Genomic DNA, 23,370 nt, shown 5'->3' on the forward strand with positions numbered 1-23,370 from the left:
GCCCGAGAGGATGGCCGGCGTGCTCGACCTGATCGCCCTGCCCGGGCCCTGGCTCTATCCGGCACTGTTCGCGCTGGCGGTGCTCGACGCGTTCGTGTTCCTGGTGCCCAGCGAGCTCCTGGTGCTGGCCGCCGGCTCGTTCGCCGTGGCGGGGCAGGCGCACCCGCTCGTCGTGGTCGCGAGCGCCGCGCTCGGTGCCATGGTCGGCGACCACCTCTCGTACCAGATCGGCCGGACCGGCGGCGTCCGTCTCGGCCGCTTCCTGCCGCCGTCCCTGAGATCGAGCGCCCTGTTCGTCAAGGCCGGCGACCTGCTCGCCCGTCGCGGGGGAGTGGTGCTGCTCGCGGCGCGGTATGTGCCCGGTGGCCGGACCGCGATCACGTTCGCGGCCGGGGCGAACCGCTATCCCTGGCGGCGGTTCTTCTTCTTCGACCTCGCCGCCGCCCTCCTGTGGGCCACCTACTACTGCGTGCTGGGTTACGTGGGCGCAGCGGCGTTCGGCGGCAACCCGTGGCTGGGTATCGCCGTCGGGGTCGGCCTCGCGGCGGTGACCGCCGCGGGGATCGGTCTGGTGGGCCGGCTGCGTCGCAGGTCAGTCCCGGTGCGCTCGCGCCGTGCCCGTCCCTGAGGACCTGCGCGTCCCTGTGCCTGCCTGGGAACCGTGCTTGATCGGTCCCTTGCCGGGTGTAGGCTCCAGCCCGGATTAGCCGAGGCTAACCTAATTGAAGTGTGCCTGGCTTATCCATGAACGGCTGCACAGAAGGGCTACGGAGTGTTCGCGAACTTCCTGATCGGGCTCCGCGAGGGCCTGGAGGCGTCGCTGGTGGTGACCATCCTGGTGGCGTACCTGGTCAAGAGCGGACGGCGTGACCTGCTGCCCCAGATCTGGCTCGGGATCGGCACCGCCGTCGTCGTGTCGCTGGGCTTCGGCGCCCTGCTCACGTTCGGCCCGCAGGGCCTCACGTTCGAGGCGCAGGAGGCCATCGGCGGCTCCCTGTCGATCGTCGCGGTCGGGCTGATCACCTGGATGATCCTGTGGATGGGCCGCACCGCCAAGAACATGAAGGCGGACCTGCACCACAAGCTCGACGACGCCATCGCCGCCGGCCGGTGGGCCGTGGCCGTGATGGCCCTGCTGGCCGTGGGACGTGAGGGCCTGGAGACCACCCTGTTCCTGTGGGCCGGCGCGCAGGCCACCGGACAGACCGTCCAGCCGCTGGTCGGCGCGCTGCTCGGGCTCGCGGTCGCGATCGTGCTGGCCCTGGCGGTCTACCGGGGCGCGCTGCGGCTGAACCTGAGGAGCTTCTTCGCCTGGACCGGCGCCTTCCTGGTCGTCGTGGCCGCCGGGGTGCTCTCCTACGGCGTCCACGACCTGCAGGAGGCGGGGATCCTGCCCGGCCTGCACAGCCTCGCCTTCGACGTCTCAGCGCAGATCCCGCCCACCTCCTGGTACGGGACCGTCCTGAAGGGCGTCTTCAACTTCTCGCCCGCCACGACCTGGCTCGAGCTCGTCGTCTGGTGGGCCTACCTGCTGCCGGTCGGATTCATCTTCGTCCGGGCCGCCTGGTTCGGCCCGTCCCGCGGCCGGGCACCTCAGCCCGCGACTCCCGCATCTCTGGAAGGAAACTGATGACCCGCAACCGGGCCTCTCGCACGGCCACCCGCACCGCCGCCCTCGCGCTCGGCGCCGTCGTCGCGGCACCGCTCCTGGCCGGCTGCGTCCCCAACGACCCCGCGAGCAGCGAGGCCGGCGGGGACGGGCCGGTGACGCTGTCCGTGAGCAGCACCGCCGACGCCTGCGACGTGTCGGCCGCCGAGGCGCCGTCGGGCAACGTCGTCTTCTCGGTGAAGAACGACGGCGACGAGGTCACCGAGTTCTACCTGCTGGCCGAGGACGGCCTGCGGATCGTCAGCGAGGTCGAGAACATCGGTCCGGGCCTGACCCGTGACCTGGTGGTCGTGGCCAAGCCGGGCTCCTACGTCACGGCCTGCAAGCCCGGCATGGTCGGCGACGGCATCCGCGCGGACTTCACCGTCACGGACTCCGGCGCGGACACCGCCCCCACCGGTGAGCTCGCCGACCAGGTCGACGCCGCGGCCGTCAACTACGTGGCCTACGTCAAGGACCAGACCGAGCAGCTCCTGACCGGCACCGAGGACTTCGTCGCCGCGTACACCGACGGCGACGACGACACGGCCCGCGACCTGTACGCGCCCGTGCGGCTGCACTGGGAGCGCATCGAGCCCGTCGCCGAGTCCTTCGGCGACCTCGACCCGAGCATGGACCTGCGCGAGGCCGACCTGGAGGCCGGCCAGGAGTGGACCGGCTGGCACCTCCTGGAGAAGGACCTGTGGGCCCCGGAGCCCGCCGACAACGGCGGCGAGAAGTACACCCCGCTGACCACCGCCGAGCGCGCCGACTACGCCGAGCGGCTGCTGTCCGACACCCAGGAGCTGTACGACCGCACCCACGCGGCCGAGTTCGCCGACACGATCGACGCCGCGGCGATCGGCAACGGCGCCAAGGGCCTGCTGGACGAGGTCGCCACCGGCAAGGTCACCGGCGAGGAGGAGATCTGGTCGCACACCGACCTGTGGGACTTCCAGGCCAACGTCGACGGCGCGAAGGTCGGCTACGACGGCCTGCGCGACGTCGTCCTGGCCAAGGACGAGGCGCTCGCGGGCGACCTGGACGAGCGGTTCGAGACCCTGCAGGGGCTGCTGGACCAGTACCAGGAGGGCGACGGCTTCGTGGCCTACACGGAGCTCACGCCCGACCAGGTCAAGGAGCTCGCCGCCGCCGTCGACGCCCTGTCCGAGCCGCTCTCGCAGCTGACCGCCGCCGTGGTGCTCTGAGAGATCCGATGAACCTGCCCGACGACGCCCCCGCCACCCCGCCCGATCAGCCGACCCCGCAGGGGGAAGGTCCGGTCGGGGGAGCGGGCGTGTCCCGTCGGGCGCTGCTCGGGGCGGCGGGCGCCGGCCTGGTCGGCGCCGCCGCGGGCGCGGTCGGCGGCTTCGTCGCGGGCCGGGCCGAGCAGCACCCCGCGCCGTCCGCCCCCGACGCGGTGCCGTTCGCCGGGGCCCACCAGGCCGGGATCGTCACCCCGGCGCAGGACCGCCTGCACTTCGCGACGTGGGACCTGACCACCACCTCGCGCGACGACGTCGTCGACCTGCTGCGGCGCTGGACCGTCGCGGCCGACCGGATGACCCGGGGCCTTCCGGCCGGCGAGCTCAGCCCGGTCGGCGGCCCGTACGACGCCCCGCCGGACGACACCGGCGAGGCGCAGGAGCTGACGTCGGCGAACCTGACCATCACGTTCGGCTTCGGCCCCTCGCTGTTCACGACGTCCGACGGCGTCGACCGGTTCGGGCTCGCCGACCGCCGTCCGGCCCTGCTGGAGGACCTGCCCCACTTCCCCGGGGACGTGCTGGAGGAGATGCGCACCGGGGGAGACCTGGCCGTGCAGGCGTGCGCCGACGACCCCCAGGTCGCCGTGCACGCGATCCGGAACCTGGCGCGACTGGCCTTCGGCACGGCGGCGGTGCGCTGGTCCCAGCTCGGGTACGGCCGCACCGCGCGTACGTCCCAGGCCCAGGCCACGCCCCGCAACCTGTTCGGGTTCAAGGACGGCACCGCCAACGTGGTCGCCGAGGACACCTCCGCCCTGGACGACCACGTGTGGGTGGCGCCGGGCGACGACGCCGCGGCGTCCTGGCTGGCCGGCGGCTCCTACCTGGTGGCCCGGCGCATCCGGATGACCATCGAGACCTGGGACCGCTCGCCGCTGCGCGAGCAGGAGCAGATCGTGGGCCGCACCAAGGGCAGCGGGGCGCCGCTGTCCGGCGGGGACGAGAACACCCGGCCCGACTTCGCGCTGGCCGGCCGCGACGACGTGCCGCTGATCGACCCGGCCTCGCACGTGGCGCTGGCCCACCCGAGCGCGAACGGCGGCGCCCGGATGCTGCGCCGTGGCTACAACTACACCGACGGGTCCGACGGCCTCGGCCGCCTGGACGCCGGGCTGTTCTTCCTCGCCTACGTGCGCGACCCCGCCACGCAGTACGTGCCGATGCAGACCCGGCTGTCCCGCGACGACCTGATGAGCGAGTACCTGCGGCACACCGGGTCGGGCCTGTGGGCGGTCCCGCCGGGCGTCACCGACCGCGGGGCCCTGGACGCCGGCGCGTACGTGGGCCAGGGCCTGTTCGAGGCCTGATCCTCAGGCGGTCAGGCGGTCAGGCGGTCAGGCGGTCAGACGCGCCCGCCGCCACCGGCGCAGGGCGCCGATCGCGATGGGCACCACCGAGACCAGCACGATCACGATCATCAGCACGTCGATGTGGTCGGCCACCAGCGGGATGCCGCCGAGCAGCACGCCGGCCAGGGTCAGGCCGGCGGCCCAGGCGACACCACCGAGCACGTTCCAGGTCAGGAACCGGGGGTAGTGCAGGGCCGCGGTGCCCGCGGCGAGCGGCACGTAGGTGCGCACGACCGGGACGAAACGCCCCAGGACCAGCGCGGGCGGCCCGTAGCGCGCGAAGAAGCGCTCGGCCTCCACCAGGCGGGAGGTCCGCAGGACCCGCGCCTCCGGCGTGAAGAGCCGCCGGCCGAACCGGCGTCCGATCATGTACCCGACCTGGTCCCCGGCGATCGCGGCCAGCGTCGCGACCCCGGCGACCGCCCACGGGGACACACCGAGCTGGGGCGCCAGGATCGCGGCGGTGACCAGCAGCGAGTCACCCGGCAGGAACGGGAACAGGACCCCGGACTCGATGAACACGATCACGGCGATCCCGGCGAGCACCCAGGGTCCCAGGGCGGGCAGCAGGGTGGACGGGTCGAGCGGGTTGGCGGTCAGTGCCGCGGCAGCAAGCATCGTTCGGTGTTCCCTTCGTCGCTCATCATTCTCGCGGGGCGACTCTGAGAAACGCCCAAGGATTGCTACGGCGGGATCGCTACGGCACCGTCGGCAGGCTCAGCACGAACGTCGTGCCGGCCCCCGAGGTGGAGGCGACCTCGGCCTGTCCGCCGTGCCGGACGACCAGGTCGCGCACCAGGGCCAGGCCGATGCCGAAGCCACCGCGTCTGCCGGCGCCGGGTGACGGGTCGGAGTGCGCGAACCGGTCGAAGACCCGGTCCGGTTCGATGCCCTGGATCCCGCTGCCCTGGTCGCGCACCTGGATCCGTACGTGCCGTCCGGCCGTCAGGACGCGGACGTCGACCTCCGAGCCGCTCGCGGAATGGTCGAGGGCGTTGTCGACCAGCGCGGTCACGCAGCGGCGCAGGGCGGTCGGCGGCATCCGGACGAGTGCCGGGCCGTCGACGGCCAGGGCGAGCGCGATGCCGCGCTCGTCGGCCAGCACGCGCAGCGCGTCGACCGCGGCGGTCACCGCGTCCGCGGCGTCGGTCGGCTCGGCGTCCGGGGCGGCGGGGCCGACGTCGGCGGCGAGGAGCAGGTCGTTGACGATGTCGATCAGGGCTCGGGAGTCGGTGCGCAGCTCGTCCAGCGCGTCGTGTGCCGGGTCGTCGGGGCCGGTGCGGTGCTGCAGGAGCTGGATGCGGGCGTCCAGGACCGCCAGGGGAGTGCGCAGCTCGTGGCTGGCGTCGGCGACGAACTCCCGCTGCATGCGCAGGGCCTGGCCGAGCGGCCGCACGGCCCTCGCGGCGATCAGGCGGCTGATGACGGCGGCGAAGACGATCGCGCCCAGACCGATCACGACCAGCGCGAGCAGGACGAGGTCCGTGTCGACGTAGAAGTTGTGCGAGCCCGGGTCCGGGGGCTCGAGCATCTCGCTGGGCCGGGACTGGTGCACGACGACCAGTGCGGACGCCGCGACGATGGCCACGACCAGCAGGCACGACGCCACCGTGATCTGACGGTTGACGACCCGGACCGCACGCCGCACCGCGCGGGTGTCGCCGGCGTCGTCGGGCTCCGGGCCGGTCACAGCGTGCCCAGGCGGTAGCCGAGCCCGCGCACGGTCACGATGATCTCGGGGTCGGTCTTGCGTCGCAGGTAGTGCACGTACGTGTCGACGGCGCCCGGCTGGTCGGCGTCGGCGAAGACCGAGCTGATGATCTGCGGCCGGGAGAACGTGCGGTGCGGCTGGCCGGCGAGCAGGGTCAGCAGCTCGTTCTCCTTCGGCGTGAGCACCACCGGGCTCCCGTAGGGCGAGTACAGGCAGCGGCTCCCCGGGTAGTAGTCCCACGACCCGATGGAGATCTGCGGCTCGGCCTGTTCGAAGGTGCGTCGTAGCGCCCGCAGCCGTGCCATGAGCTCGTCGAACTCGAACGGCTTGACCAGGTAGTCGTTCGCTCCCGCGTCCAGCCCGACGACCTTGTCCGGCACGGTGCCGAGAGCGGTGAGCAGCAGGATCGGGGTGGGGATCTTCGCCCGGCGCACCGAGGCCACCAGGTCGATGCCGTCGGTGCCCGGGAGCCGCCGGTCGACGATCATCACGTCGAATGACCCGTCGAGCGCCGCCCGCAGGCCGGCGGTCCCGTCGGCCAGGTGGGTGACCGCGTATTCGTCCGAGAGGTAGTCGGTCATGATCGGCGCCAGGCGGGCGTCGTCCTCCACGAGCAGCAGCCGCGGCAGGGGCTCGGCGTTCACGTCTCCCATCCGTCCATGATCACTGAACCGCTGCCGGGCCGAGCGCCGGGCGTGCTCGGCCGCGCTCGGCGTCGAGACGCGTCGCGAGCACGCCGAACACCAGGGCGGCCACGGCGGCGCCTAGCAGCGCGCCCGCGACGGTGTCCGAGATCCAGTGCGCGCCGAGGTACGTGCGGCTGAACATCATGGCCACCGTGTAGATCCCGCCCGCCACCCACACCCACGTGCGGTGGAAGAGCAGCCCGAGCGCCACCGCGATCACGGCTGCCGTCGCGCTGTGCCCGGAGGGATAGGAGGCGGAGTCGGTCACCACCAGGATGTGGGTCGGCCGCGGGCGGGCGACGACCAGCTTGACCAGGTGCACCAGCGTGGTGCACGCGATCAGGGAGAGCGCGAGATATCCCGCCGCCCACGGGCGGCGCCACACCACGAGGACCCCCGCCGCAGCGCCGCCGAGCAGCACCGTGATCCAGCCACCTCCGACGCCGTCGAGAAAGAGCATGACGACCGTCCAGAAGGAGGAGCGGTGCTCGACCAGCGTGTTCATCCACGCGCGCTCGAACCCGAACGGCTCGTTGTGCTCACGCGCCACGATGACCACGGCCAGGCCGACGACGACCGTGAGCGCCGCCACCGCCATGCCGACGAGTCGGTGGGTTCGGGTACGCGGCGGCTGCTCCGACGTGAGCGGTTGGACGTCCATCCGTCGAGTCTCACCACCGGTCTCCAAGAAACGGCACATCTGCGGCTCGCCGTGTCGGCCCGTGTCGACCGTCAATGCCCAGGGTTGCCGTCGTCGACAGTACGCAATCGCGCAACCCTGGGTCGTCCAGACGAGTGAACGTTCGGGACACATGCTCCGGAACGACCCGTATCGGCTGGCGTGGGGTCGTTGACGTCGACTTGGAGTGACTCGTCGACCCATCCGGGTTGACATACGGCCGCTCGATAAATCATAACTGTCGTCCGTCCCACTGACGGTTTGGCTTTCACTTTCTCTGCGGATTCGGATCCGCGAAGAAGTCGCGTGTGATGGGTCGGGGCATCGCGCATAGATGTCCCGAATCATTGCATGTGATCGGGCTGGCGACTCTTGGGCCCCGGAGAAGTTGCTTGCGCTGGCGCCGAGTTCACCATAGGCGGGCCGGTCGAGCGTCTTGGTCGTGCTGCGACCTATGCGGCCAATAGCTAATGCGTCACACCCAAGGGCTGTTCACCAGAACCCTGACGTCCTCGGGAAACGAAACATTCTCTCCTCTGGAAAGCTGGCGGCCCCATGTCACGACCTGGTCAAACTCTGGGTGTCCAGGCCTTCCCCCAACACCTCCGCCCTCAGGAGTCCATGTGCCGTGCCAGTTGGCACCAAGCATCAGGATCATCCCGTTGAGCGCTTCGACGATAGTCTCGTCGAGGCCCTTCACCAAGTTCGCCGAACCAAAATCGCATGCATCGCACCCGCAGTCGGGCACGCGCTCTATTTCTATGTCGGGTTCTGCCATGCTGACGCAGGCCATCGGGGCGTCCCCAGTGTCGGTTAGATCTCTCTCGAGAAGGAGCAGGGGCAGCGTGTCCGCTCTCCGGGAAGTTAAGCGCACCCCTCTGTTGAAATGCGAGCCGAGCAACTCAACTTCGAGAGGTTCTGCGTCGATATCGGGTAGCGACGCGAGCACCTGTACCCAAGCTCGCGCGCGGAGTACGGCAATGAAGAACTTCTCCGGATTGGTCACCCGCGCGAGTATTCCTCGGCAGTCGCCTCTCGATCCTGATGGGGGTCCGGCCACGACGTCGGATTGGAGCGCGCGTACACCGCGTTCACACGCTCGGTCAGCGTCGAAGGATTCACCTGGAAATCATAGCGGGACGTCTATCCTCGATCATTAACATGGGCTTGCTGCGACACACGTTGGTCGCCGGGATGTCATCGGGTGCTTGCCCGCCACAGCGGCGAACCTGTGCGAAGTCTCATCCCCGAGGGCGCCCGTCCACCGCGGACCATCAGGATCGGCGGCGAGGGTCAGGGATATGGACACCACCGGCCCCCGGCTCGACGTCGTCGTCCCCGTCTTCAACGAAGCGGCCACCCTTCGTGCCTCGATCCTCACCCTGCAGGCGGCGCTGCGAGCGTCGTTCGAGACGATCGGCTGGCAGATCACGATCGCCGACAACGCGAGCACGGACGAGTCCGGCTGGATCGCGGACACGCTCGCCAAGACCGTGCCCGGCGTCCGGGTCATCCACCTGACGGAGAAGGGGCGCGGACGGGCGCTCAAGACCGCGTGGCTGACCTCGGACGCCGAGGTCGTCGCCTACATGGACGTGGACCTGTCGACGGACCTGCGAGCGCTGGCACCTCTGGTCGCCCCGCTGCTGAGCGGGCACTCGGACGTCGCGATCGGCTCGCGCCTCGCGCGCGGCGCCCGGGTGGTGCGCGGGCCGCGGCGCGAGCTGCTCTCGCGCGGGTACAACGCGCTGCTGCGCACCGCGCTCGGGGTGACCTTCAGCGACGCGCAGTGCGGCTTCAAGGCCATGACCGCGCGGGCCGCGCGGGAGCTGCTGCCCCACGTCGAGGACACCGGGTGGTTCTTCGACACGGAGCTGCTCGTCCTGGCTGAGCGCATCGGGCTCCGGATTACGGAGGTGCCCGTGGACTGGCTCGACGACCCGTCGTCCTCGGTGGACGTCGGGGCGACCGTGCGTGGCGACCTGGCGGGGATCGTCCGGCTCGAGCGGTCGCTGGCGCGCGGCCGGGTCCCGCTCGCCGAGCTGAACACGAAGCTCGGCCGCCGTCCGCTGGACACCCGCGTGCCGCTGATGCTGCAGATCGTCCGGTTCGGGGTGATCGGCGTCGGGGCGACGATCCTGTACAGCCTGCTCTATCTCGCCCTGCAGGTGATCATGCCCGCGCAGTGGTCGAACTTCGTCGCGCTGGTGATCTCCGCCGTCGTCAACACGGCGGTCAACCGGCGGGTCACCTTCGGCGTGCGGGACCGGTCGACCGTCGCGCTCCACCTGACCGAGGGGCTCGTCGTGTTCGGCGTCACCTGGGCGTTCACCAGCACCGCGCTCGCGGTCGCGGGCACCCTCGACCCGAACGCCGGCCCGTGGCGGAATCTCGTCGTCCTCACCACGGCCAACGTGATCGCGACGGTGGCGAAGTTCGTCGCCTTCCACCTGCTGTTCCGGCCGACGCCCCCGGCCGAGGGCGCCGGCGCGGAGCACGTGACCCGGCAGGAGCTGCTGAAGGTATGAGCACCCCGGTGACGCTCGCGCCCGCGATCGCGCGGGCCTCCGCCCCGGCACCCCGGGGGCGGCTGCACGTGGTCGCCCTGGTCGTCCTGTTCGGCGCGACGGCGGCGCTCTACCTGACGGGGATCACGGTCAGCGGCTGGGGAAACGTGTTCTACGCGGCCGCCGCCCAGGCCGGCGCCCACAGCGGCCACGCCATGCTCTACGGGGCGTCGGACATGCCGGCGTCGATCACCGTGGACAAGCCGCCGGCGTCGATCTGGCTGATGGCGCTCTCGGTCCGCCTGCTGGGGCTCAGCCCGTTCGCCGTGCTGCTCCCGCAGGCGCTGCTGGGCGTCGTCACCGTGGCCCTCGTCTACGTCACCGTCCGGCGGGTGGCCGGCCCCGGGGCCGGGCTGCTCGCGGGCGCGATCGCCGCGACCACCCCGGTGAGCGCGCTCATCTTCCGGTACGACAACCCCGACGCCCTGCTCACCGCGCTCCTGGCCCTGGCCGCCTACGCGACGGTCCGCGCGATCGAGCACGCGCGCGTCCGCTGGGTCGTGCTCGTCGGAGCCGCGATCGGGTTCGCCTTCCTGACCAAACAGCTGCAGGCGTTCCTGGTCGTGCCCGGCCTGGTCCTGGGGTACCTCGTCGCGGCGCCGGTGCCGGTGCGCCGGCGGATCCTGCACCTGGGCATCGCCGCGGCGGCGGTCCTCGTCTCCGCGGGCTGGTGGGTGGCGATCGTCCAGCTCGTCCCCGCCGCGGACCGGCCGTACATCGGCGGGACCACGACGAACTCGTTCCTCGACCTGACCTTCGGCTACAACGGGCTGGGGCGGCTGGTGGGCGGGAGCGGCAACGGGACCCTCGGGTCCGGCGCGGGCCTCCTGCGGCTGCTGGCCGGGATCACCGGCCTGCGGATGTTCGTCGGCAACACCGGCCGCGGGGTGGCCTGGCTCCTGCCCGCGGCCTTCGTGCTGGGCGCCGCGGCGCTCGTGCTGCTGGCCCGCCGGCCGCGCACCGACGCGCGGCGCGCCCTCCTGCTCGTGTCGCTCGGCACCCTGGTGGTGTCCGCCGTCGCGTTCAGCGTGATGGCGGGCATCTACCACTCGTACTACACGATCGCGATGGTGCCCGCCCTCGCCGCCGTGATCGCCGTGTCCGCCGAGGTCGTCTGGAGCCGCCGCGCGGATCGCCGGGTCCGGGTGCTGCTCGCGGCCGTCGTCGCGGGCACCGCCGTGTGGACCTCGGTCCTTCTCCTGAGCACACCGGCCGCGCTCTTCCCTCTCGCCGTCGTCGTGCTCGTCGCCGGCGCGGTGGCGGCCGTCCTGCTGCTCGGGCCCGGGTGGGCCCCGGGCCGCAGCCGCCCGGTCATGGCGTCCGCGCTGGTCGTGGCGCTGCTCGTCCCGCTGGCCGCGTCGATCACGACGGCGGCGGTCCCGCACAGCGGGTCGGGGCCGACGACCTCCTACGCGTCGGCCCCCGACGTGACCCCGAGCCCGGCGGTCGTCGCCCTGCTCGAACGGAGCGGAGGGACCGACTGGGCGGCCGCCGTCGACGGGTCGGTCCCGGCAGCCGAGTACCAGCTCGCCAGCGGCCGGGCGGTGATGCCGATCGGCGGCTTCAAGGGCATCGATCCGACACCCACCCTGCAGCAGTTCCAGGCCCGGGTCGCCGCCGGACGCGTCCACTGGTTCATCGGCTCGGACGGTGAGATCGGGCGCTGGGTCGTCGCGAACTACCCGCAGACCCAGGTCGGCGGGACGACGCTCTACGACCTCACGGCCCCACCGGGGCAGCCGGCGCCGGGCCAGGTCCCGGGCGCGGTCACCCCCGGCGCACGACAATGACAGCACGGACCGTTCGGAGGAGGGGCAGATGCGAGTTCTCGTCGTCGACGACGAGGCCGAGATGGCCGCGCTCCTCGCGCGCGGCCTGCTGGACGAGGGCCATGACGTGACCACCGCACCCGACGGGATCGCGGCCCTGACCGACGCCGCGCGGCAACCGTTCGACGTCGCCGTGCTCGACGTCATGATGCCCGGCATGTCTGGCTTCGAGCTCTGCCGCCATCTCAAGCGGCAGGACGCGACGACCGCGATCATCCTCCTGACGGCGCGGGACGCGATCGACGACCGCGTCCGCGGCCTCGACGCGGGGGCCGACGACTACATGATCAAGCCGTTCGCCTTCGCGGAGCTCTCCGCGCGGATCCGGGCCGTACGCCGCCGGGACGCGCTCACCGCACAGTCTCGGCTGACCGTCGGCACCGTCGACGTCGACCTCCACCGGCACCGGGCGGAGGCCGGCGGACGACCCGTCCCGCTGAGCCGCACCGAGTTCGACGTGCTGCGCGTGCTCGCCGAGGCCGGCGGCGAGGTCGTGCGTCGCACCGCCCTGCTGGAGGAGGTCTGGGGTTCCAGCGAGAACATCGACCCCAACGTCCTGGACCAGTACGTCAGCTACCTGCGCCGCAAGCTCGCCGCGGCGGCGCCGGACGTCCAGATCGAGACGACGCGCCGCGTGGGCTACGCGCTCCGCACCGCGGGGGGACCGGGCGCATGATCTTCCGGCGGCTGGGTATCCGTGGCCGGATCGCGGGCGGCAGCTTTCTCGTCGCCGTCCTGATCTGCGCCGGCGCGGGACTCGTCCTCAACGAGCGCATCGCGCAGATCCTCCGGGAGAGCACCGAGTCGATCCTGGCGAGCGACGCCGCCCCCTACGTCGCCGCGATCAGCAACGATCCCGGCGAACAGCTCGACGCTCCCGGACCCGCCCAGCTCGTCGCGGTCACCCGCCCCGACGGCACGACGGCGCTCGACACGATCCCGTCCGCCCTCTCGGACCAGGTCCAGGACGGCCTGCCCAGGGACCGCACCGTCGAGCTCACCGCCGACGGCACGACCTACCTCGTCCGTACCGAGCCGGTTTCCTCGGCACAGGGCACCTGGGAGGTCGTCACCGCCCGGTCCTCCGAGGAGGAGACCGACGCGCTGAACCAGATGCGCACCCTGCTGATCACGACGCTCGGCGTGATCGCCGTCGGCGTCCTGCTCACGGCCTTCGCGCTCACCTCCGCGTCGCTCAGGCCGGTCGGGAACATCCGGCGCACGGCCGAACGCCTGATCGCCTCGCCCGGTTCCGAGCTGCTGCCCGTCGGGACCGTCGACGACGAGATCACCCGCCTCGCGCGGACGCTCAACGAGCTCATCGGCGAGCTTCGTGCGGCCGCCGACAGGGAGCGGCAGATGGTCTCCGACGCCAGCCACGAGCTGCGCACGCCCTTGGCGATCCTCCGCACCCAGCTCGAGCTCGCCCGGACCGGCCCGCACTCGGCCGAACGGCTCCTGGACGACGTCGTCGGGGCGGAGCGCAGCGCGGCCCGGCTCTCCGCGCTCGTCGAGTCCCTGCTCGAGCTCTCCTCCGTCAGCGCGGCCGAGCCCGGCCGCTCCACGGCCCGGGAGCTGGCCGACGAGGTGCGCGATGCCGTCGACCGGGCCCAGTTCCGGGCACGCGACCGCGCCGTCGACATCACCGAGACGATCACGTTGGCGGACCCCGACCTCGTGCTCGCCCTGCGCGCGGAAGATCTCGGCCGGATCATCGACAACCTCACCGGCAACGCGCTGCGAGCGGTCACCGACCCGGGGCGGATCGAGGTGGTCCTCAGCGCCGACGGCACCGCCGGCACGCTCACGGTCACCGATACCGGTGGTGGGATCTCACCCGAGTTCGTCGACCGTGCCCTCGACCGGTTCAGCCAGGGCGACGGTGCCCGGGCAGCAGGTTCCGGCGCCGGGCTCGGCCTCGCGATCGTCTCGGCGATCGTCGACCGTGCGGGCGGACGGATCATCCTCGACAACCGGCCGGGCACGGGGCTCGGCATCCACATCACCGTGCCCGCCGCGACAGACGGCGTCGGGTAGGCGGCGAGGGCGGGCTGACCCGACCCCACCTAGAGTCTGAGGGTGGGCAACGTTGTGTCCCGTCCGGCCGACGTGCTGCGCCTCGCCGTCGTCGTCGGGGCGCTCGGGGTCGTGTTCGGCGACATCGGGACCAGCCCGATCTACACCCTCCAGACGGTCTTCAGCCCCACGGACCCGCATCCCGTCCCCGCCACCAGCGAGAACGTCCTCGGCGTGGTGTCGCTGGTCTTCTGGTCGGTGATGCTGATCGTCACCGTCACCTACGTGCTGCTGGCGATGCGCGTGGACCACGACGGCGAGGGCGGCATCATGGCCCTGATCACGCTGCTGCGCCGCTGGGCGGCCCGCGGAAGCACCCGCATCACGATGACGCTGGCCGGTCTCGGGCTGTTCGGGGCGGCGCTCTTCCTGGGCGACAGCATGATCACCCCGGCCATCTCCGTGCTCTCGGCCGTGCAGGGCATCGAGGTGGTGAACCCGTCGTTCGCGGAGTGGGTCGTCCCGCTCACGGTCGTGATCATCGTGGGCCTCTTCGCCGCGCAACGGTTCGGCACGGCGGCCGTGGGGCGGCTGTTCGGCCCCGTCATGATCACCTGGTTCACCGCGATCGCGGCCTGCGGGGTCTGGGGCGTCGCGAACGAGCCCGGCATCCTGGCGGCGCTCTCACCCACCTACGCCATCAGCTTCCTGGCCGGGCGCTTCGAGCTGGCGTTCTTCACGCTCGGCGCCGTCGTGCTGGCGGTGACCGGGGCCGAGGCCCTGTACGCGGACATGGGCCACTTCGGCCGCAGGCCGATCTCCGTCGGCTGGATCTTCCTGGTGCTCCCCGCCTGCACCCTGAGCTACCTGGGCCAGGGCGCGCTGATCCTGCAGGACCGCGCCAACCTGTCGGCGCCCTTCTTCCTGCTGGCACCCGACTGGGCGCTGATCCCGATGGTGGTCCTGGCGACCGCCGCGACCGTGATCGCGTCCCAGGCCGTCATCACGGGCGCGTTCTCCGTGACCGCACAGGCCGCGCAGCTCGGCTACCTGCCCCGGCTCCGGATCGTGCACACCTCGCGCTCCACGTACGGGCAGATCTACGTGCCACGCATCAACTGGCTGCTCATGGTCGCCGTGCTGGCCCTCGTGCTCACCTTCCGCAGCCCGACCTCCCTGGCCTACGCGTACGGCATGGCCGTGACCGGCACCATCACCATCACGACGATCCTGTTCTTCTACGTGGCCTGGCACACCTGGCACGTGCCCCGATGGGCCCTCGCGGCGCTCGCGGCCGTGCTGCTGACGATCGACCTGCTGTTCGTCGCCGCCAACCTCACCAAGCTCGCGCACGGCGCCTGGATCCCGCTGGTGATCGCCGTCGTCGCGTACACGGTGATGACCACGTGGCAGCGCGGCCTGGAGGTGGTCGCCGCCCGGCGGGCGGCGATGGAGGGCTCGTTGCGCACCTTCGTCGAGGGGCTCTCGCCGCCCGACGCCGCCGTCGCGGTCGCGAGAGGCACGGCGATCTTCCTGAACCGGGGCAGGGACACCGCACCGCTGGCGCTGCGCACCCACGTGGAGCGCCACCACGTGCGGCACGAGCGGCTCGCGGTGGTCGCGGTGGAGATCGACGTCGCTCCTTGGCGCACGGACGAGGACCGTGTGACCGTGGTGCACCTGGGCCCGGGCGACGCGGGGGTCACCCACGTCACCGTGCGGTTCGGGTACGCCGAACGGCCGGACGTCCCCACCGCCCTCGCCCGGCACGTGCCGGAGCAGACCGGCAGGCACCTCGACCTGGAGCAGGCCACCTACTACCTCTCCCGGGTCGAGATCCGGCTCGGCGACGAGCCCGCCATGCCCGCCTGGCGCAGGCGGCTGTTCGTCGCGACGTCGTACCTCGCGGCGGACGCCGCCGAGCACTTCGGTCTGCCCCGGGACCGCACCGTGCTGCTCGGGGCGCGGATCGACATCTAGGTCGCACGGGCTGGCCCCCTCCATCTGTGGTGTGCGCACCCGGGCGGAGAGAAACTGGCCCGACAGCACCGGTCCTCCAGGCAGATCGATGAAGGCGGTCACCGATGAAGATCACCACGCCCCGTGGGGCGGTCGTCGTGGCGGTGGACGGGACCCGTCGCAGCGCGGGTGCCGTGCGGTACGCGATCGGTGAGGCTCGTGCGCGGGAGGGCGTGCTGCACGTGGTTCACGTCAGCTCCCTGCCCTATCCCGACGGAGACCTGTGGCCGGCGCAGGGGCACGACCTGGAGGACCTGATCGGGACGGGCAGAGCGATCACGAACGCGGCCGTGAGCCAGGTCGCCTCCGTCGCCACGGACCTCGAGGTGGTGCCCGTGCACAGGGCTGGATCGCGGGTGGGGGAGCTCGTCAAGGTGGCAGCCTCCGCATCGGTGCTGGTGCTCGGGTCGGAGACCCGCGAAGGCATCGGCCACCTCTTCGTCGGGGCGACGTCCCTGGAGACCGCCGCGCGCGCCGACGTACCGGTCGTGATCGTGCCCGCCGACTGGCAGGGCGCCGCGCTCGGTCACATCGTCGCCGGGGTCAAGGACGTGACGGGCTCCGGCGAGCTGCTCGGGTACGCCGTCGCCTCCGCCGTGGCCCGTCACGCGGAGCTCCGTGTGGTGCACGCCGTCGAGCACCAGGGCGGGCCCGGTGAGCCCGGACCCGCGCGCGGTCCCGTCGACGTGGCACGGGCCACCGGCGCGGGCCGGCTCCGGCAGGCCGTCGCCGATGCGTCCGGTGGGTCGGTGGACGTGGAGCTGACGGTCGACGAGGTCGCCGGGCGGCCCGCCGACGTGCTGGTCGCCGCGATGGCCGACGCGGACCTCCTGGTCGTCGCGCGGCACCACCGGAAGCATCCGCACCCCGCTCGCCTGGGGCACGTCGTGCGCGTGGTGCTCGGTGCGTCCGACATCCCGGTCGTGGTGGTGCCGCCGAACGGTCGCCGGGACCCCGCGTCGTCGTCGTGATGACTGCGGCCGCGACGAGCGCTGCCGGACTCACTGCGTGGTCGTCGGTCGCCACTCCGGAGGGGTCCGAGGAAGGTGCCGGGGCGTCCAGGCGCGGCTGACCCGGCCGACGAGCTGCGGGGGAGTGGACTTCCGTGCCCAGGCGCGGAACACGAGGTACATCGCCACCAGCAGGGACAGGCGCAGGAAGGCGGCGACGTTCGCCGCCGCGGGATCGGTGCAGAACGCGGTGGCCGAGCTGTCGTTGAGCGAGTGGATCACCATCACCAGGGCGATCGCACCGACGGCGCCGGGGGTGCCTCGTCTGCCGTAGAGGTGCCAGAGCCGCCAGGCGACGGCCGTCGCGGTGCCGGTCCACAACCAGTGCAGCGGCGCGACGAGGAAGATGCGGAAGACCTGGGCCTGGACGACGGTGGCAGGCGAGGTGTCAGGCGCGCCGGTACCGCAGAAGTCAGGACCTGATGCGGTGGCCAGCTCGAAGGCGTACAGCGTGGTCTCGGTGATCGCGAAGCCGAGCCCTGACGCCAGGCCCAGGGCGATGCCCGCGCGCGGGTCGCGATACCGGCCGACGGCGAAGAACAGGAGCGGCACGAGGAGCTTGGTGCCCTCCTCGACGATGCCGACCAGCGCCGTCGTGGCGGCGATCCCCGCGGTCCGTTCGACGAACGAGTTGACGTTCGCCGCGATCAGCAGCACGGCTCCGCTGGTACTGACGGCGACCGCGACGACCTCGACGTGCCTCGCGACGTGGTCCAGAGCGAGCTGGCGAGCCACGAAGCGGTAGAACGCCCAGCCGACGCCGGCCATGCTCACCAGGCTGGTGGCGCCCATCACCGCGATGTCGCCCGACGACTCGTAGATCTCCGACCCGGCCGCCAGGACCGCGGTCGCCGCGAGGAGGAACCAGATCCAGCCGCCGCGGAAACGGCCTCGGAACCGGTGCCCGACCCGCACCGCGGGAGCGTCGCCGCTCACATATCCGGTCCAGGCGCGACTGTCCCAGTAGCGTTGGCGCGCCGCCTGCGGGTCCGGGAACCAGCCCGCGGCGGGTACTCCGGCTCGCGGCCGTGACCCGACGAGCGCCACCATCACGCCGGCCGCCAGAAGAACGGCGCCGAGCACGCTGAGTGCCATGACACGAGAGAAGCAGCCCGCGTCCGACTCCGCATCCGCGCACTCCCGGCCGACGGGTCAGGTGGGGGACTCCGCGGTGCGGTCCCAGTCGCGAGGTGTGAGGTCGGGCCGACGCCGCTCGTAGTCGCTCGACAGGAGCGGGGACGAGATGATCATGTCCGCGGTGGAGACGTTGCAGGCCATCGGGACGTTCCAGACGGCGCTGATCCGGAGGAGCGCCTTGACGTCGGGGTCGTGGGGCTGGGCCTCCAGCGGGTCCCAGAAGAAGATCAGCATGTCGAGGGTGCCCTCGGCGATCCGTGCGCCGATCTGCTGGTCGCCGCCGACGGGGCCGGACAGGAAACGGTGCACGGGCAGGCCGAGCTCGTACTCCAGCATGGTCCCGGTGGTGCCCGTGGCGTACAGATGGTGCTCGGCGAGGGTGCCGCGGTTGTACTCCGCCCAGCGCAGCAGCTCGACCTTCATGTTGTCGTGGGCGACCAGCGCGATGTGGCGTTGCTTGCGGTCCGTGTTCATCGGGTGCCTCCGGGACATGTCGGGGCCGGGGCGGTCGCCCGCTCCGTGGCACGTGTCGTCTCTGCAGTATCGCGGCAGGGGTTCCGCGTGTCAGCGCGGGGCCGGGTCAGCGCAGGGCCGGGTCAGCGCACGGCGCCGCAGGAGCGCGCGTTCACCTCACGGTCGGTACGAGGGTCGCGAGCAGCGCGAACACGGCGCGCATGTCGGCCTGGCCCGGCGTGGGCAGCGCGGTCGCGCCGCCGATCATCAGGAGGTGCGGTACCAGCGCGGCGGTGCGCGCGGCGGCCGGGTCGGGCAGGACGTCGTGCCACAGGCGGGTGAGGGCCTCGAGCCGTGCCGTGTCGACCCGCTCCTGGACGGTGTGCGCGGCCGGGTCGGCGAACGCCCACCCGCGGATCGCGGCCTCGAGGCGCGGGTCGAAGGAGACGTGGTCCGGCAGCCGGGTCAGCGCGTCCCGGGGAGGTAGGCCGGCGACGGCCGCCAGGGCTCGTCCCATCGCGTCCAGGGCGTCCTGCTCGTAGCGGTCCAGGATCGCCTGCCGGTAACCCTCGATCCCGGCGAAGTGGTGATGGAAGGAGCCCTTCGTCAGCCCCAGCCGCCCGGCGATCTTGTCGATCCGTAGGCCCGCGGTGCCCTGCTCGGCGAGAACGACCAGGCCTTCGTCGATCCACTGCTCACGCGAAATCATCTATGTAACATACCATGCCGCATGGTATGTTCGGCGGATGGTGCTGCTTCCCGACCCCGTCTGGCCCGTCGTCGTGCTTGCCGTGATCTCGCTCGTGGACGGCGTCCTGTGCCTCAGGCCGGTCCCCTTCATCGCCCAGTGCTTCGAGGACGTCGGCTTTCCGCGCAGGTACTGGTGGGTGGCGTCGCCGATCAAGTTCGCGGCGGCCGCCGGCCTGGTCGCCGGTATCTGGGTCCCAGGACTGGGCGTGCTGACCGTCGCCTGCCTGGTGCTGTACTTCGTCGTCGCGATCGCCATGCACGTCCGGGCGCGCGACTTCGGCCGGAACCTGTTCCTCAACGCCACGGGGATGCTCGTCGTCTGCGTCGCGACGCTCGTGTTCAGCTTCCTCGTGTGACGGGGGCCGGCGGCGGCGAGCAGCCGGGGTGGCGCCCTCGGCGTCGTGGTCGAGCGGGATTTCACCTCAGGCCGCGTACGCTGATCCGGAGGTCTTTGTCCGGATCTGGAGGCGCGGATGGCAGCAGTGGAGGACAGGGTCGCGGTCGGTGCACCTGGGGTCGGAGCCGGTACGGAGCGGGTCCTGGTGGTCGCCTCCGACGAGGAGCTGCTCGATCTGCTCCGCACGACTCTCGGCCTTGCGGGTTACGACGTGGAGCATGCGAGCACCGGACCGGAGGCGGTCGACCGGGCACGAACGACGCCGTTCGACCTCCTGGTCGTCGACACCGGCCTGCCCGGCCTGCGGCACATTCCTCGGTGGGCACCCCAGGAGCGTGAGATGCCCGTCCTCTTCCTGGCCTCGGGCGGCCAGGTCGACATGGTGGCGTCCGAGGTGGGATTCAGCGGCGACGACTACCTGAGCAAGCCGCTGCGGGTCGGGGACCTGCTGGCCCGCGTGCGGCTGTTGTTGCGTGGTGCCCCTGGTGTGGGTCGGCACAAAGTTCTCGCACAGGGCGAGCTCCGGCTCGACGAGGCCACCTGCCGGGCGTGGCGTGGTGAGCGCGAGCTGGGTCTGGGCCCGGCGGAGTACCGCCTGCTGCGCGCGCTGCTGACCCGCGCCGGGACGGTCCTGTCGAAGGAGCAGATCGCGCACCGGGTGTGGGGCGAGGTCCGGGACGACAACGCGATCGAGCGGCTGGTCTCGCGTCTGCGCGGGAAGGTCGACCGCGAGTCGCCGGCGCTGATCCGTACCCAGCGCGGGTTCGGCTACTCGCTGGGCGTCGGGGACTGAGCAGGGGCTCGAGCGGTCGGCAGACATGGCCGTCGTGCGGGTGAGACGTGAAGGGTTGCGCCGGCACCGCAGCCGTCAGGTTGGTGTCAGGTTCGCGTCCGGTCGAGGTCAGTCCTGGTTGGTGGGATCGGTGTACCCGACACCCCCAGGAGGCCGACCATGACCGACACCACGCTCAGCGACGCGGACCGAGCACCTGACGTCGTCGACTACCCGACCCCGCGCGATCCCCGCTGCCCGTTCGCCCAGCCGGCGGACGTCCTCGCGACGACCGGGTCCGACCGGATGGCGCGGGCCCGGATCTGGGACGGTTCGACGCCGTGGCTGGTGACTAAGTACGCCGACCAGCACGCGCTGCTGACCGACCCGCGGCTCTCGATCGACGAGAAGCGCGAGGGCTACCCGCACATGACCCGCGGCCGCAGCGTGTCCGCCCAGCACACGCCACCGCTGATCACCAACACGGACGCTCCTGAGCACACCCGGATGCGCCGCACGGTGAACCTGCCGTTCACGGTGAAGCGGATCGAGGCCATGCGCCCCCGGATCCAGGAGCTCGTGGACGGCCTGCTCGACGAGATGCTGGCCGGTTCCGGGCCGGTCGACCTGGTGCAGGCGTTCGCGCTGCCGGTGCCGACGATCGTGATCACCGAGATGCTCGGCATGGACTACGGCAACCGGGAGGACTTCCAGCACGCCAGCCACACCCTGGTCAGCCACGACGCCACCGACGAGGAGCACGCGGCTGCCGGGGCCGTCCTGGGTGGCCACGTCGCGGCGGCGATGGAGGCCAAGATGGCGCAGCCCGCGGACGACGTCATGTCCGAGCTCGCCGCACGCGTGCAGGCGGGGGAGATGACGATGCGCGGGGCGCTGTCCATGTCCACCGCGATCCTGATCGCGGGGCACGAGACGTCGGCGAGCATGATCGCGCTGGGCACGCTGGCCCTGCTGGAGAACCCGGACCAGCTGGAGTACTTCCGCTCGATCGTGGACGACCCGAAGGCCGTGGCCGGCGCCGTCGAGGAGCTGCTGCGCTACCTCAGCATCGTGCACACCGGGGTGCGCCGGATCGCGAACGAGGACATCGAGGTGGGCGGCGACGTCATCCGCAAGGACGAGGGCGTGATCCTCGACGTGGCCGCCGCGAACTGGGACACCGCCCAGTACCCCGAGCCCGGCCGGTTGGACCTGACCCGTGCGGCCCGTTCGCACCACGCCTTCGGGTATGGCGCCCACCAGTGCCTGGGCCAGACCCTGGCACGCGTCGAGCTGCAGGAGGCCTTCCGGGCGCTGGTGCGCCGGGTCCCCACCCTGCGGCTCGCGATCCCCGCGCGGGACGTCGACTTCGCCTACGAGGGCGTGGCCTACGGGCTGCACTCCCTGCCGGTGACCTGGTGACCCACGGACCGGAGAGGAACGGAACCATGAGCGACGAGACCCTGCTCGACGAGACATCGCACGGGACCCACCGGATCGAGCTGGACGAACCGAAGTGCGTGGCCGCGGGCCAGTGCGTCATGGTCGCGCCGGACGTGTTCGACCAGCGCGACGAGGACGGCGTCGCCGTCATCCTCGACGAGACACCCGCGGCCGACCTGCTGGACGACGTGCGCGAGGCCGTGGCTGTCTGCCCGGCCGCCGCGCTGCGCCTGGTCGCGCTGTGAGCGACACGGTTTCGAGCGCACCGGTGCGTGACGTCGTCGTGGTCGGTGCCTCGGCGGGTGGCCTGGCCACCGCCGAGGGGCTGCGCCGGGGCGGGTTCACCGGGCGGATCACCCTGGTCGGCGCCGAGCCGCACCTGCCGTACGACCGGCCGCCGCTGTCCAAGCAGATCCTGGCAGGTGAGTGGGAGCCGGACCGGCTCCCGCTGCGCCCACAGTCGGACGTCGAGGCACTGGACCTGGACCTGCGCCTCGGCGTGACCGCCACCGGCGTGGACCCGCGTGCGCGGACGGTCGCGCTGGACACGGGGGAGGAGGTCCCCTACGACGTCCTGGTCGCCGCGACCGGGGTGAGCCCCCGCCGCCTGCCGGGCGGTGGCGGGCATGTACTGCGGGACCTGGAGGACGCCCTGGTGCTGCGCGACCGGTTGCGGCCGGGCCGGCGCCTGGCGGTGGTGGGCGCCGGGTTCCTGGGCGCCGAGGCCGCCGCGGTGGCCCGGGGCCTGGGCTGCGAGGTCACGATGGTCGAGCCCGCGCCGGTGCCTCTGGCGCACGCGGTAGGGCCCGCGGTGGGTGCGGTGCTGACCCAGGCCCACCGAGAGAACGGCGTGGACCTTCGCACCGGCGTCGGCGTCACCAAGGTGCACGACGGCGGGCTGGAGCTGGCCGACGGCACGACCGTCGAGGCCGACGACGTGCTGGTCGCCGTCGGCTCGGTGCCCAGCACCGAATGGCTGGAGCTCGGTGGTCTGCCCGTCGCGGACGGCCTGGTCTGCGACGAGTTCTGCGCGGCGGCGCCCGGCGTGTACGGCGTCGGCGACGTCGCCCGCTGGGACAACCCGCTGTTCGGCGTCTCGATGCGGATCGAGCACCGCACCCACGCCGCCGAGCAGGGCCTGGCCGTGGCCCGCAACCTGCTCGACCCCGAGGCCGCCCGGCCGTTCGCCCCGGTGCCGTACTTCTGGTCCGACCAGTACGACCTGAAGATCCAGGCGTACGGCTACCTTCGCGGGCACGACGAGGTCCGGGTCGTCGAGGGCGACCTCGCGGAGAGGCGATTCCTCGCCGCGTACTGCACCGGCGACAGCCTGGTCGGCGTGCTCGCGATCGGCATGCCGCCCCGGGCCCTGCGCCCCTGGCGTCGGCACATCGCGGCGGGCGCCGCCTGGCGCGCCGTCGTCGGCGAACCGGGCGACGGCGAGAGCGCGACCCACCGGGAGGGGGAACGGCAGAACCTCCCACCACGTATCGGGTCGACGTACGGTGAGCCCTCGTGACCACCGCGATCCGGTGCGGACCGTCCACCGTCAGCCCGCCGTGAGCGGAGCCCTGCCGCGGACGTCCGGACCGGGCGGATCGACGAGCAAGGAGCTCCACATGAAGGACCCGGCACC

The 23,370-nt window shown here is 72.0% G+C and carries 23 protein-coding genes; 15 read left to right on the plus strand and 8 right to left on the minus strand.

What is annotated here, in order from left to right; translation table 11 throughout:
* Nucleotides 1-19 precede the first annotated feature (19 nt).
* From FHX71_RS08840 to efeB, 4 genes are all read left to right on the plus strand, one after another.
* Nucleotides 20-628 carry a DedA family protein gene (locus FHX71_RS08840; RefSeq protein WP_182615441.1) on the plus strand — a complete coding sequence of 203 codons (609 nt, stop codon included), beginning with the start codon at nucleotides 20-22 and terminating at the stop codon, nucleotides 626-628.
* Nucleotides 629-772: 144 nt separating this feature from the next.
* Nucleotides 773-1,630 carry an iron uptake transporter permease EfeU gene (gene efeU / locus FHX71_RS08845; protein WP_182615443.1) on the plus strand — a complete coding sequence of 286 codons (858 nt, stop codon included), beginning with the start codon at nucleotides 773-775 and terminating at the stop codon, nucleotides 1,628-1,630.
* The gene (gene efeO, locus FHX71_RS08850) at nucleotides 1,630-2,856 is read left to right on the plus strand and encodes an iron uptake system protein EfeO (protein WP_182615445.1); all 1,227 of its coding nucleotides are present in this window, start codon (nucleotides 1,630-1,632) and stop codon (nucleotides 2,854-2,856) included. The genes efeU and efeO overlap by 1 nt, the downstream gene beginning before the upstream one ends.
* 8 nt (nucleotides 2,857-2,864) lie before the next feature.
* A complete protein-coding gene (gene efeB, locus FHX71_RS08855; protein WP_182615447.1) occupies nucleotides 2,865-4,223 on the plus strand; it encodes an iron uptake transporter deferrochelatase/peroxidase subunit in 1,359 nt (452 codons plus the stop codon).
* 27 nt (nucleotides 4,224-4,250) lie between these two features.
* On the opposite strand, the gene FHX71_RS08860 is transcribed toward efeB, so the two are convergent.
* The 5 genes from FHX71_RS08860 to FHX71_RS08880 form a co-directional block, all read right to left on the minus strand.
* On the minus strand, nucleotides 4,251-4,883 hold the full coding sequence (locus tag FHX71_RS08860; RefSeq protein ID WP_182615449.1) for a DedA family protein: 633 nt from the start codon (nucleotides 4,881-4,883) through the stop codon (nucleotides 4,251-4,253).
* Nucleotides 4,884-4,962: 79 nt separating this feature from the next.
* The gene (locus FHX71_RS08865) at nucleotides 4,963-5,955 is read right to left on the minus strand and encodes a sensor histidine kinase (protein ID WP_182615451.1); all 993 of its coding nucleotides are present in this window, start codon (nucleotides 5,953-5,955) and stop codon (nucleotides 4,963-4,965) included.
* On the minus strand, nucleotides 5,952-6,629 hold the full coding sequence (locus FHX71_RS08870; RefSeq protein ID WP_182615453.1) for a response regulator transcription factor: 678 nt from the start codon (nucleotides 6,627-6,629) through the stop codon (nucleotides 5,952-5,954). Before FHX71_RS08870 ends, FHX71_RS08865 begins: the two co-directional genes overlap by 4 nt.
* 10 nt (nucleotides 6,630-6,639) lie before the next feature.
* Nucleotides 6,640-7,323, minus strand: coding sequence for a phosphatase PAP2 family protein (locus tag FHX71_RS08875; protein ID WP_246402392.1), 684 nt, complete (start codon nucleotides 7,321-7,323; stop codon nucleotides 6,640-6,642).
* A 493-nt stretch (nucleotides 7,324-7,816) separates the two neighbouring features.
* A complete protein-coding gene (locus FHX71_RS08880; protein WP_182615455.1) occupies nucleotides 7,817-8,347 on the minus strand; it encodes a DUF6226 family protein in 531 nt (176 codons plus the stop codon).
* Between the two features lie 295 nt (nucleotides 8,348-8,642).
* On the opposite strand from FHX71_RS08880, the gene FHX71_RS08885 reads away from it, so the two are divergent.
* The 6 genes from FHX71_RS08885 (at nucleotide 8,643) to FHX71_RS08910 (ending at nucleotide 16,743) form a co-directional block, all read left to right on the plus strand.
* Entirely contained in the window at nucleotides 8,643-9,869 is a 1,227-nt protein-coding gene (locus tag FHX71_RS08885) for a bifunctional glycosyltransferase family 2/GtrA family protein (protein ID WP_182615457.1), read from the plus strand.
* A complete protein-coding gene (locus FHX71_RS08890) occupies nucleotides 9,866-11,698 on the plus strand; it encodes an ArnT family glycosyltransferase (protein WP_182615459.1) in 1,833 nt (610 codons plus the stop codon). Before FHX71_RS08885 ends, FHX71_RS08890 begins: the two co-directional genes overlap by 4 nt.
* A gap of 28 nt (nucleotides 11,699-11,726) precedes the next feature.
* Entirely contained in the window at nucleotides 11,727-12,413 is a 687-nt protein-coding gene (locus FHX71_RS08895; RefSeq protein ID WP_182615462.1) for a response regulator transcription factor, read from the plus strand.
* Nucleotides 12,410-13,774, plus strand: coding sequence for a sensor histidine kinase (locus FHX71_RS08900; protein WP_182615464.1), 1,365 nt, complete (start codon nucleotides 12,410-12,412; stop codon nucleotides 13,772-13,774). The genes FHX71_RS08895 and FHX71_RS08900 overlap by 4 nt, the downstream gene beginning before the upstream one ends.
* 42 nt (nucleotides 13,775-13,816) lie before the next feature.
* Nucleotides 13,817-15,733 (plus strand): potassium transporter Kup, encoded by a 1,917-nt coding sequence (locus tag FHX71_RS08905; protein ID WP_312876975.1) that lies wholly within the window; start codon nucleotides 13,817-13,819, stop codon nucleotides 15,731-15,733.
* A 104-nt stretch (nucleotides 15,734-15,837) separates the two neighbouring features.
* Nucleotides 15,838-16,743, plus strand: coding sequence for a universal stress protein (locus FHX71_RS08910; RefSeq protein WP_182615466.1), 906 nt, complete (start codon nucleotides 15,838-15,840; stop codon nucleotides 16,741-16,743).
* Between the two features lie 30 nt (nucleotides 16,744-16,773).
* On the opposite strand, the gene FHX71_RS08915 is transcribed toward FHX71_RS08910, so the two are convergent.
* From FHX71_RS08915 to FHX71_RS08925, 3 genes are all read right to left on the minus strand, one after another.
* On the minus strand, nucleotides 16,774-17,877 hold the full coding sequence (locus FHX71_RS08915; protein WP_182615468.1) for a PrsW family glutamic-type intramembrane protease: 1,104 nt from the start codon (nucleotides 17,875-17,877) through the stop codon (nucleotides 16,774-16,776).
* Nucleotides 17,878-17,934: 57 nt separating this feature from the next.
* A complete protein-coding gene (locus tag FHX71_RS08920; RefSeq protein ID WP_182615469.1) occupies nucleotides 17,935-18,393 on the minus strand; it encodes a methylglyoxal synthase in 459 nt (152 codons plus the stop codon).
* A gap of 151 nt (nucleotides 18,394-18,544) precedes the next feature.
* Nucleotides 18,545-19,081 carry a TetR/AcrR family transcriptional regulator gene (locus tag FHX71_RS08925; protein ID WP_182615471.1) on the minus strand — a complete coding sequence of 179 codons (537 nt, stop codon included), beginning with the start codon at nucleotides 19,079-19,081 and terminating at the stop codon, nucleotides 18,545-18,547.
* A 37-nt stretch (nucleotides 19,082-19,118) separates the two neighbouring features.
* Here FHX71_RS08925 and FHX71_RS08930 point away from each other — a divergent pair, with 37 nt between their 5' ends.
* The 5 genes from FHX71_RS08930 to FHX71_RS08950 all read left to right on the plus strand — a co-directional run bounded on the left by FHX71_RS08930 (nucleotide 19,119) and on the right by FHX71_RS08950 (nucleotide 23,253).
* Nucleotides 19,119-19,478 carry a DoxX family protein gene (locus FHX71_RS08930; protein WP_182615473.1) on the plus strand — a complete coding sequence of 120 codons (360 nt, stop codon included), beginning with the start codon at nucleotides 19,119-19,121 and terminating at the stop codon, nucleotides 19,476-19,478.
* Between the two features lie 117 nt (nucleotides 19,479-19,595).
* Nucleotides 19,596-20,312 carry a response regulator transcription factor gene (locus FHX71_RS08935; RefSeq protein ID WP_182615475.1) on the plus strand — a complete coding sequence of 239 codons (717 nt, stop codon included), beginning with the start codon at nucleotides 19,596-19,598 and terminating at the stop codon, nucleotides 20,310-20,312.
* Nucleotides 20,313-20,471: 159 nt separating this feature from the next.
* Nucleotides 20,472-21,713 carry a cytochrome P450 gene (locus FHX71_RS08940; protein WP_182615477.1) on the plus strand — a complete coding sequence of 414 codons (1,242 nt, stop codon included), beginning with the start codon at nucleotides 20,472-20,474 and terminating at the stop codon, nucleotides 21,711-21,713.
* 26 nt (nucleotides 21,714-21,739) lie between these two features.
* Nucleotides 21,740-21,979, plus strand: coding sequence for a ferredoxin (locus FHX71_RS08945; RefSeq protein ID WP_182615480.1), 240 nt, complete (start codon nucleotides 21,740-21,742; stop codon nucleotides 21,977-21,979).
* A complete protein-coding gene (locus FHX71_RS08950; protein WP_220489580.1) occupies nucleotides 21,976-23,253 on the plus strand; it encodes an NAD(P)/FAD-dependent oxidoreductase in 1,278 nt (425 codons plus the stop codon). The genes FHX71_RS08945 and FHX71_RS08950 overlap by 4 nt, the downstream gene beginning before the upstream one ends.
* Nucleotides 23,254-23,370: the final 117 nt, after the last annotated feature.

This window comes from Promicromonospora sukumoe (assembly GCF_014137995.1).
Taxonomy (GTDB): domain Bacteria; phylum Actinomycetota; class Actinomycetes; order Actinomycetales; family Cellulomonadaceae; genus Promicromonospora; species Promicromonospora sukumoe.

Coding starts and splice junctions, on each gene's coding strand:
- efeO (WP_182615445.1), top strand. CDS start 1,630: ATGACCCGCAACCGGGCCTCTCGCACGGCCACCCGCACCGCCGCCCTC.
- efeB (WP_182615447.1), top strand. CDS start 2,865: ATGAACCTGCCCGACGACGCCCCCGCCACCCCGCCCGATCAGCCGACC.
- FHX71_RS08860 (WP_182615449.1), bottom strand. CDS start 4,883: ATGCTTGCTGCCGCGGCACTGACCGCCAACCCGCTCGACCCGTCCACC.
- FHX71_RS08870 (WP_182615453.1), bottom strand. CDS start 6,629: ATGGGAGACGTGAACGCCGAGCCCCTGCCGCGGCTGCTGCTCGTGGAG.
- FHX71_RS08875 (WP_246402392.1), bottom strand. CDS start 7,323: ATGGACGTCCAACCGCTCACGTCGGAGCAGCCGCCGCGTACCCGAACC.
- FHX71_RS08885 (WP_182615457.1), top strand. CDS start 8,643: ATGGACACCACCGGCCCCCGGCTCGACGTCGTCGTCCCCGTCTTCAAC.
- FHX71_RS08890 (WP_182615459.1), top strand. CDS start 9,866: ATGAGCACCCCGGTGACGCTCGCGCCCGCGATCGCGCGGGCCTCCGCC.
- FHX71_RS08895 (WP_182615462.1), top strand. CDS start 11,727: ATGCGAGTTCTCGTCGTCGACGACGAGGCCGAGATGGCCGCGCTCCTC.
- FHX71_RS08900 (WP_182615464.1), top strand. CDS start 12,410: ATGATCTTCCGGCGGCTGGGTATCCGTGGCCGGATCGCGGGCGGCAGC.
- FHX71_RS08910 (WP_182615466.1), top strand. CDS start 15,838: ATGAAGATCACCACGCCCCGTGGGGCGGTCGTCGTGGCGGTGGACGGG.
- FHX71_RS08915 (WP_182615468.1), bottom strand. CDS start 17,877: ATGGCACTCAGCGTGCTCGGCGCCGTTCTTCTGGCGGCCGGCGTGATG.
- FHX71_RS08920 (WP_182615469.1), bottom strand. CDS start 18,393: ATGAACACGGACCGCAAGCAACGCCACATCGCGCTGGTCGCCCACGAC.
- FHX71_RS08925 (WP_182615471.1), bottom strand. CDS start 19,081: ATGATTTCGCGTGAGCAGTGGATCGACGAAGGCCTGGTCGTTCTCGCC.
- FHX71_RS08930 (WP_182615473.1), top strand. CDS start 19,119: ATGGTGCTGCTTCCCGACCCCGTCTGGCCCGTCGTCGTGCTTGCCGTG.
- FHX71_RS08935 (WP_182615475.1), top strand. CDS start 19,596: ATGGCAGCAGTGGAGGACAGGGTCGCGGTCGGTGCACCTGGGGTCGGA.
- FHX71_RS08940 (WP_182615477.1), top strand. CDS start 20,472: ATGACCGACACCACGCTCAGCGACGCGGACCGAGCACCTGACGTCGTC.
- FHX71_RS08945 (WP_182615480.1), top strand. CDS start 21,740: ATGAGCGACGAGACCCTGCTCGACGAGACATCGCACGGGACCCACCGG.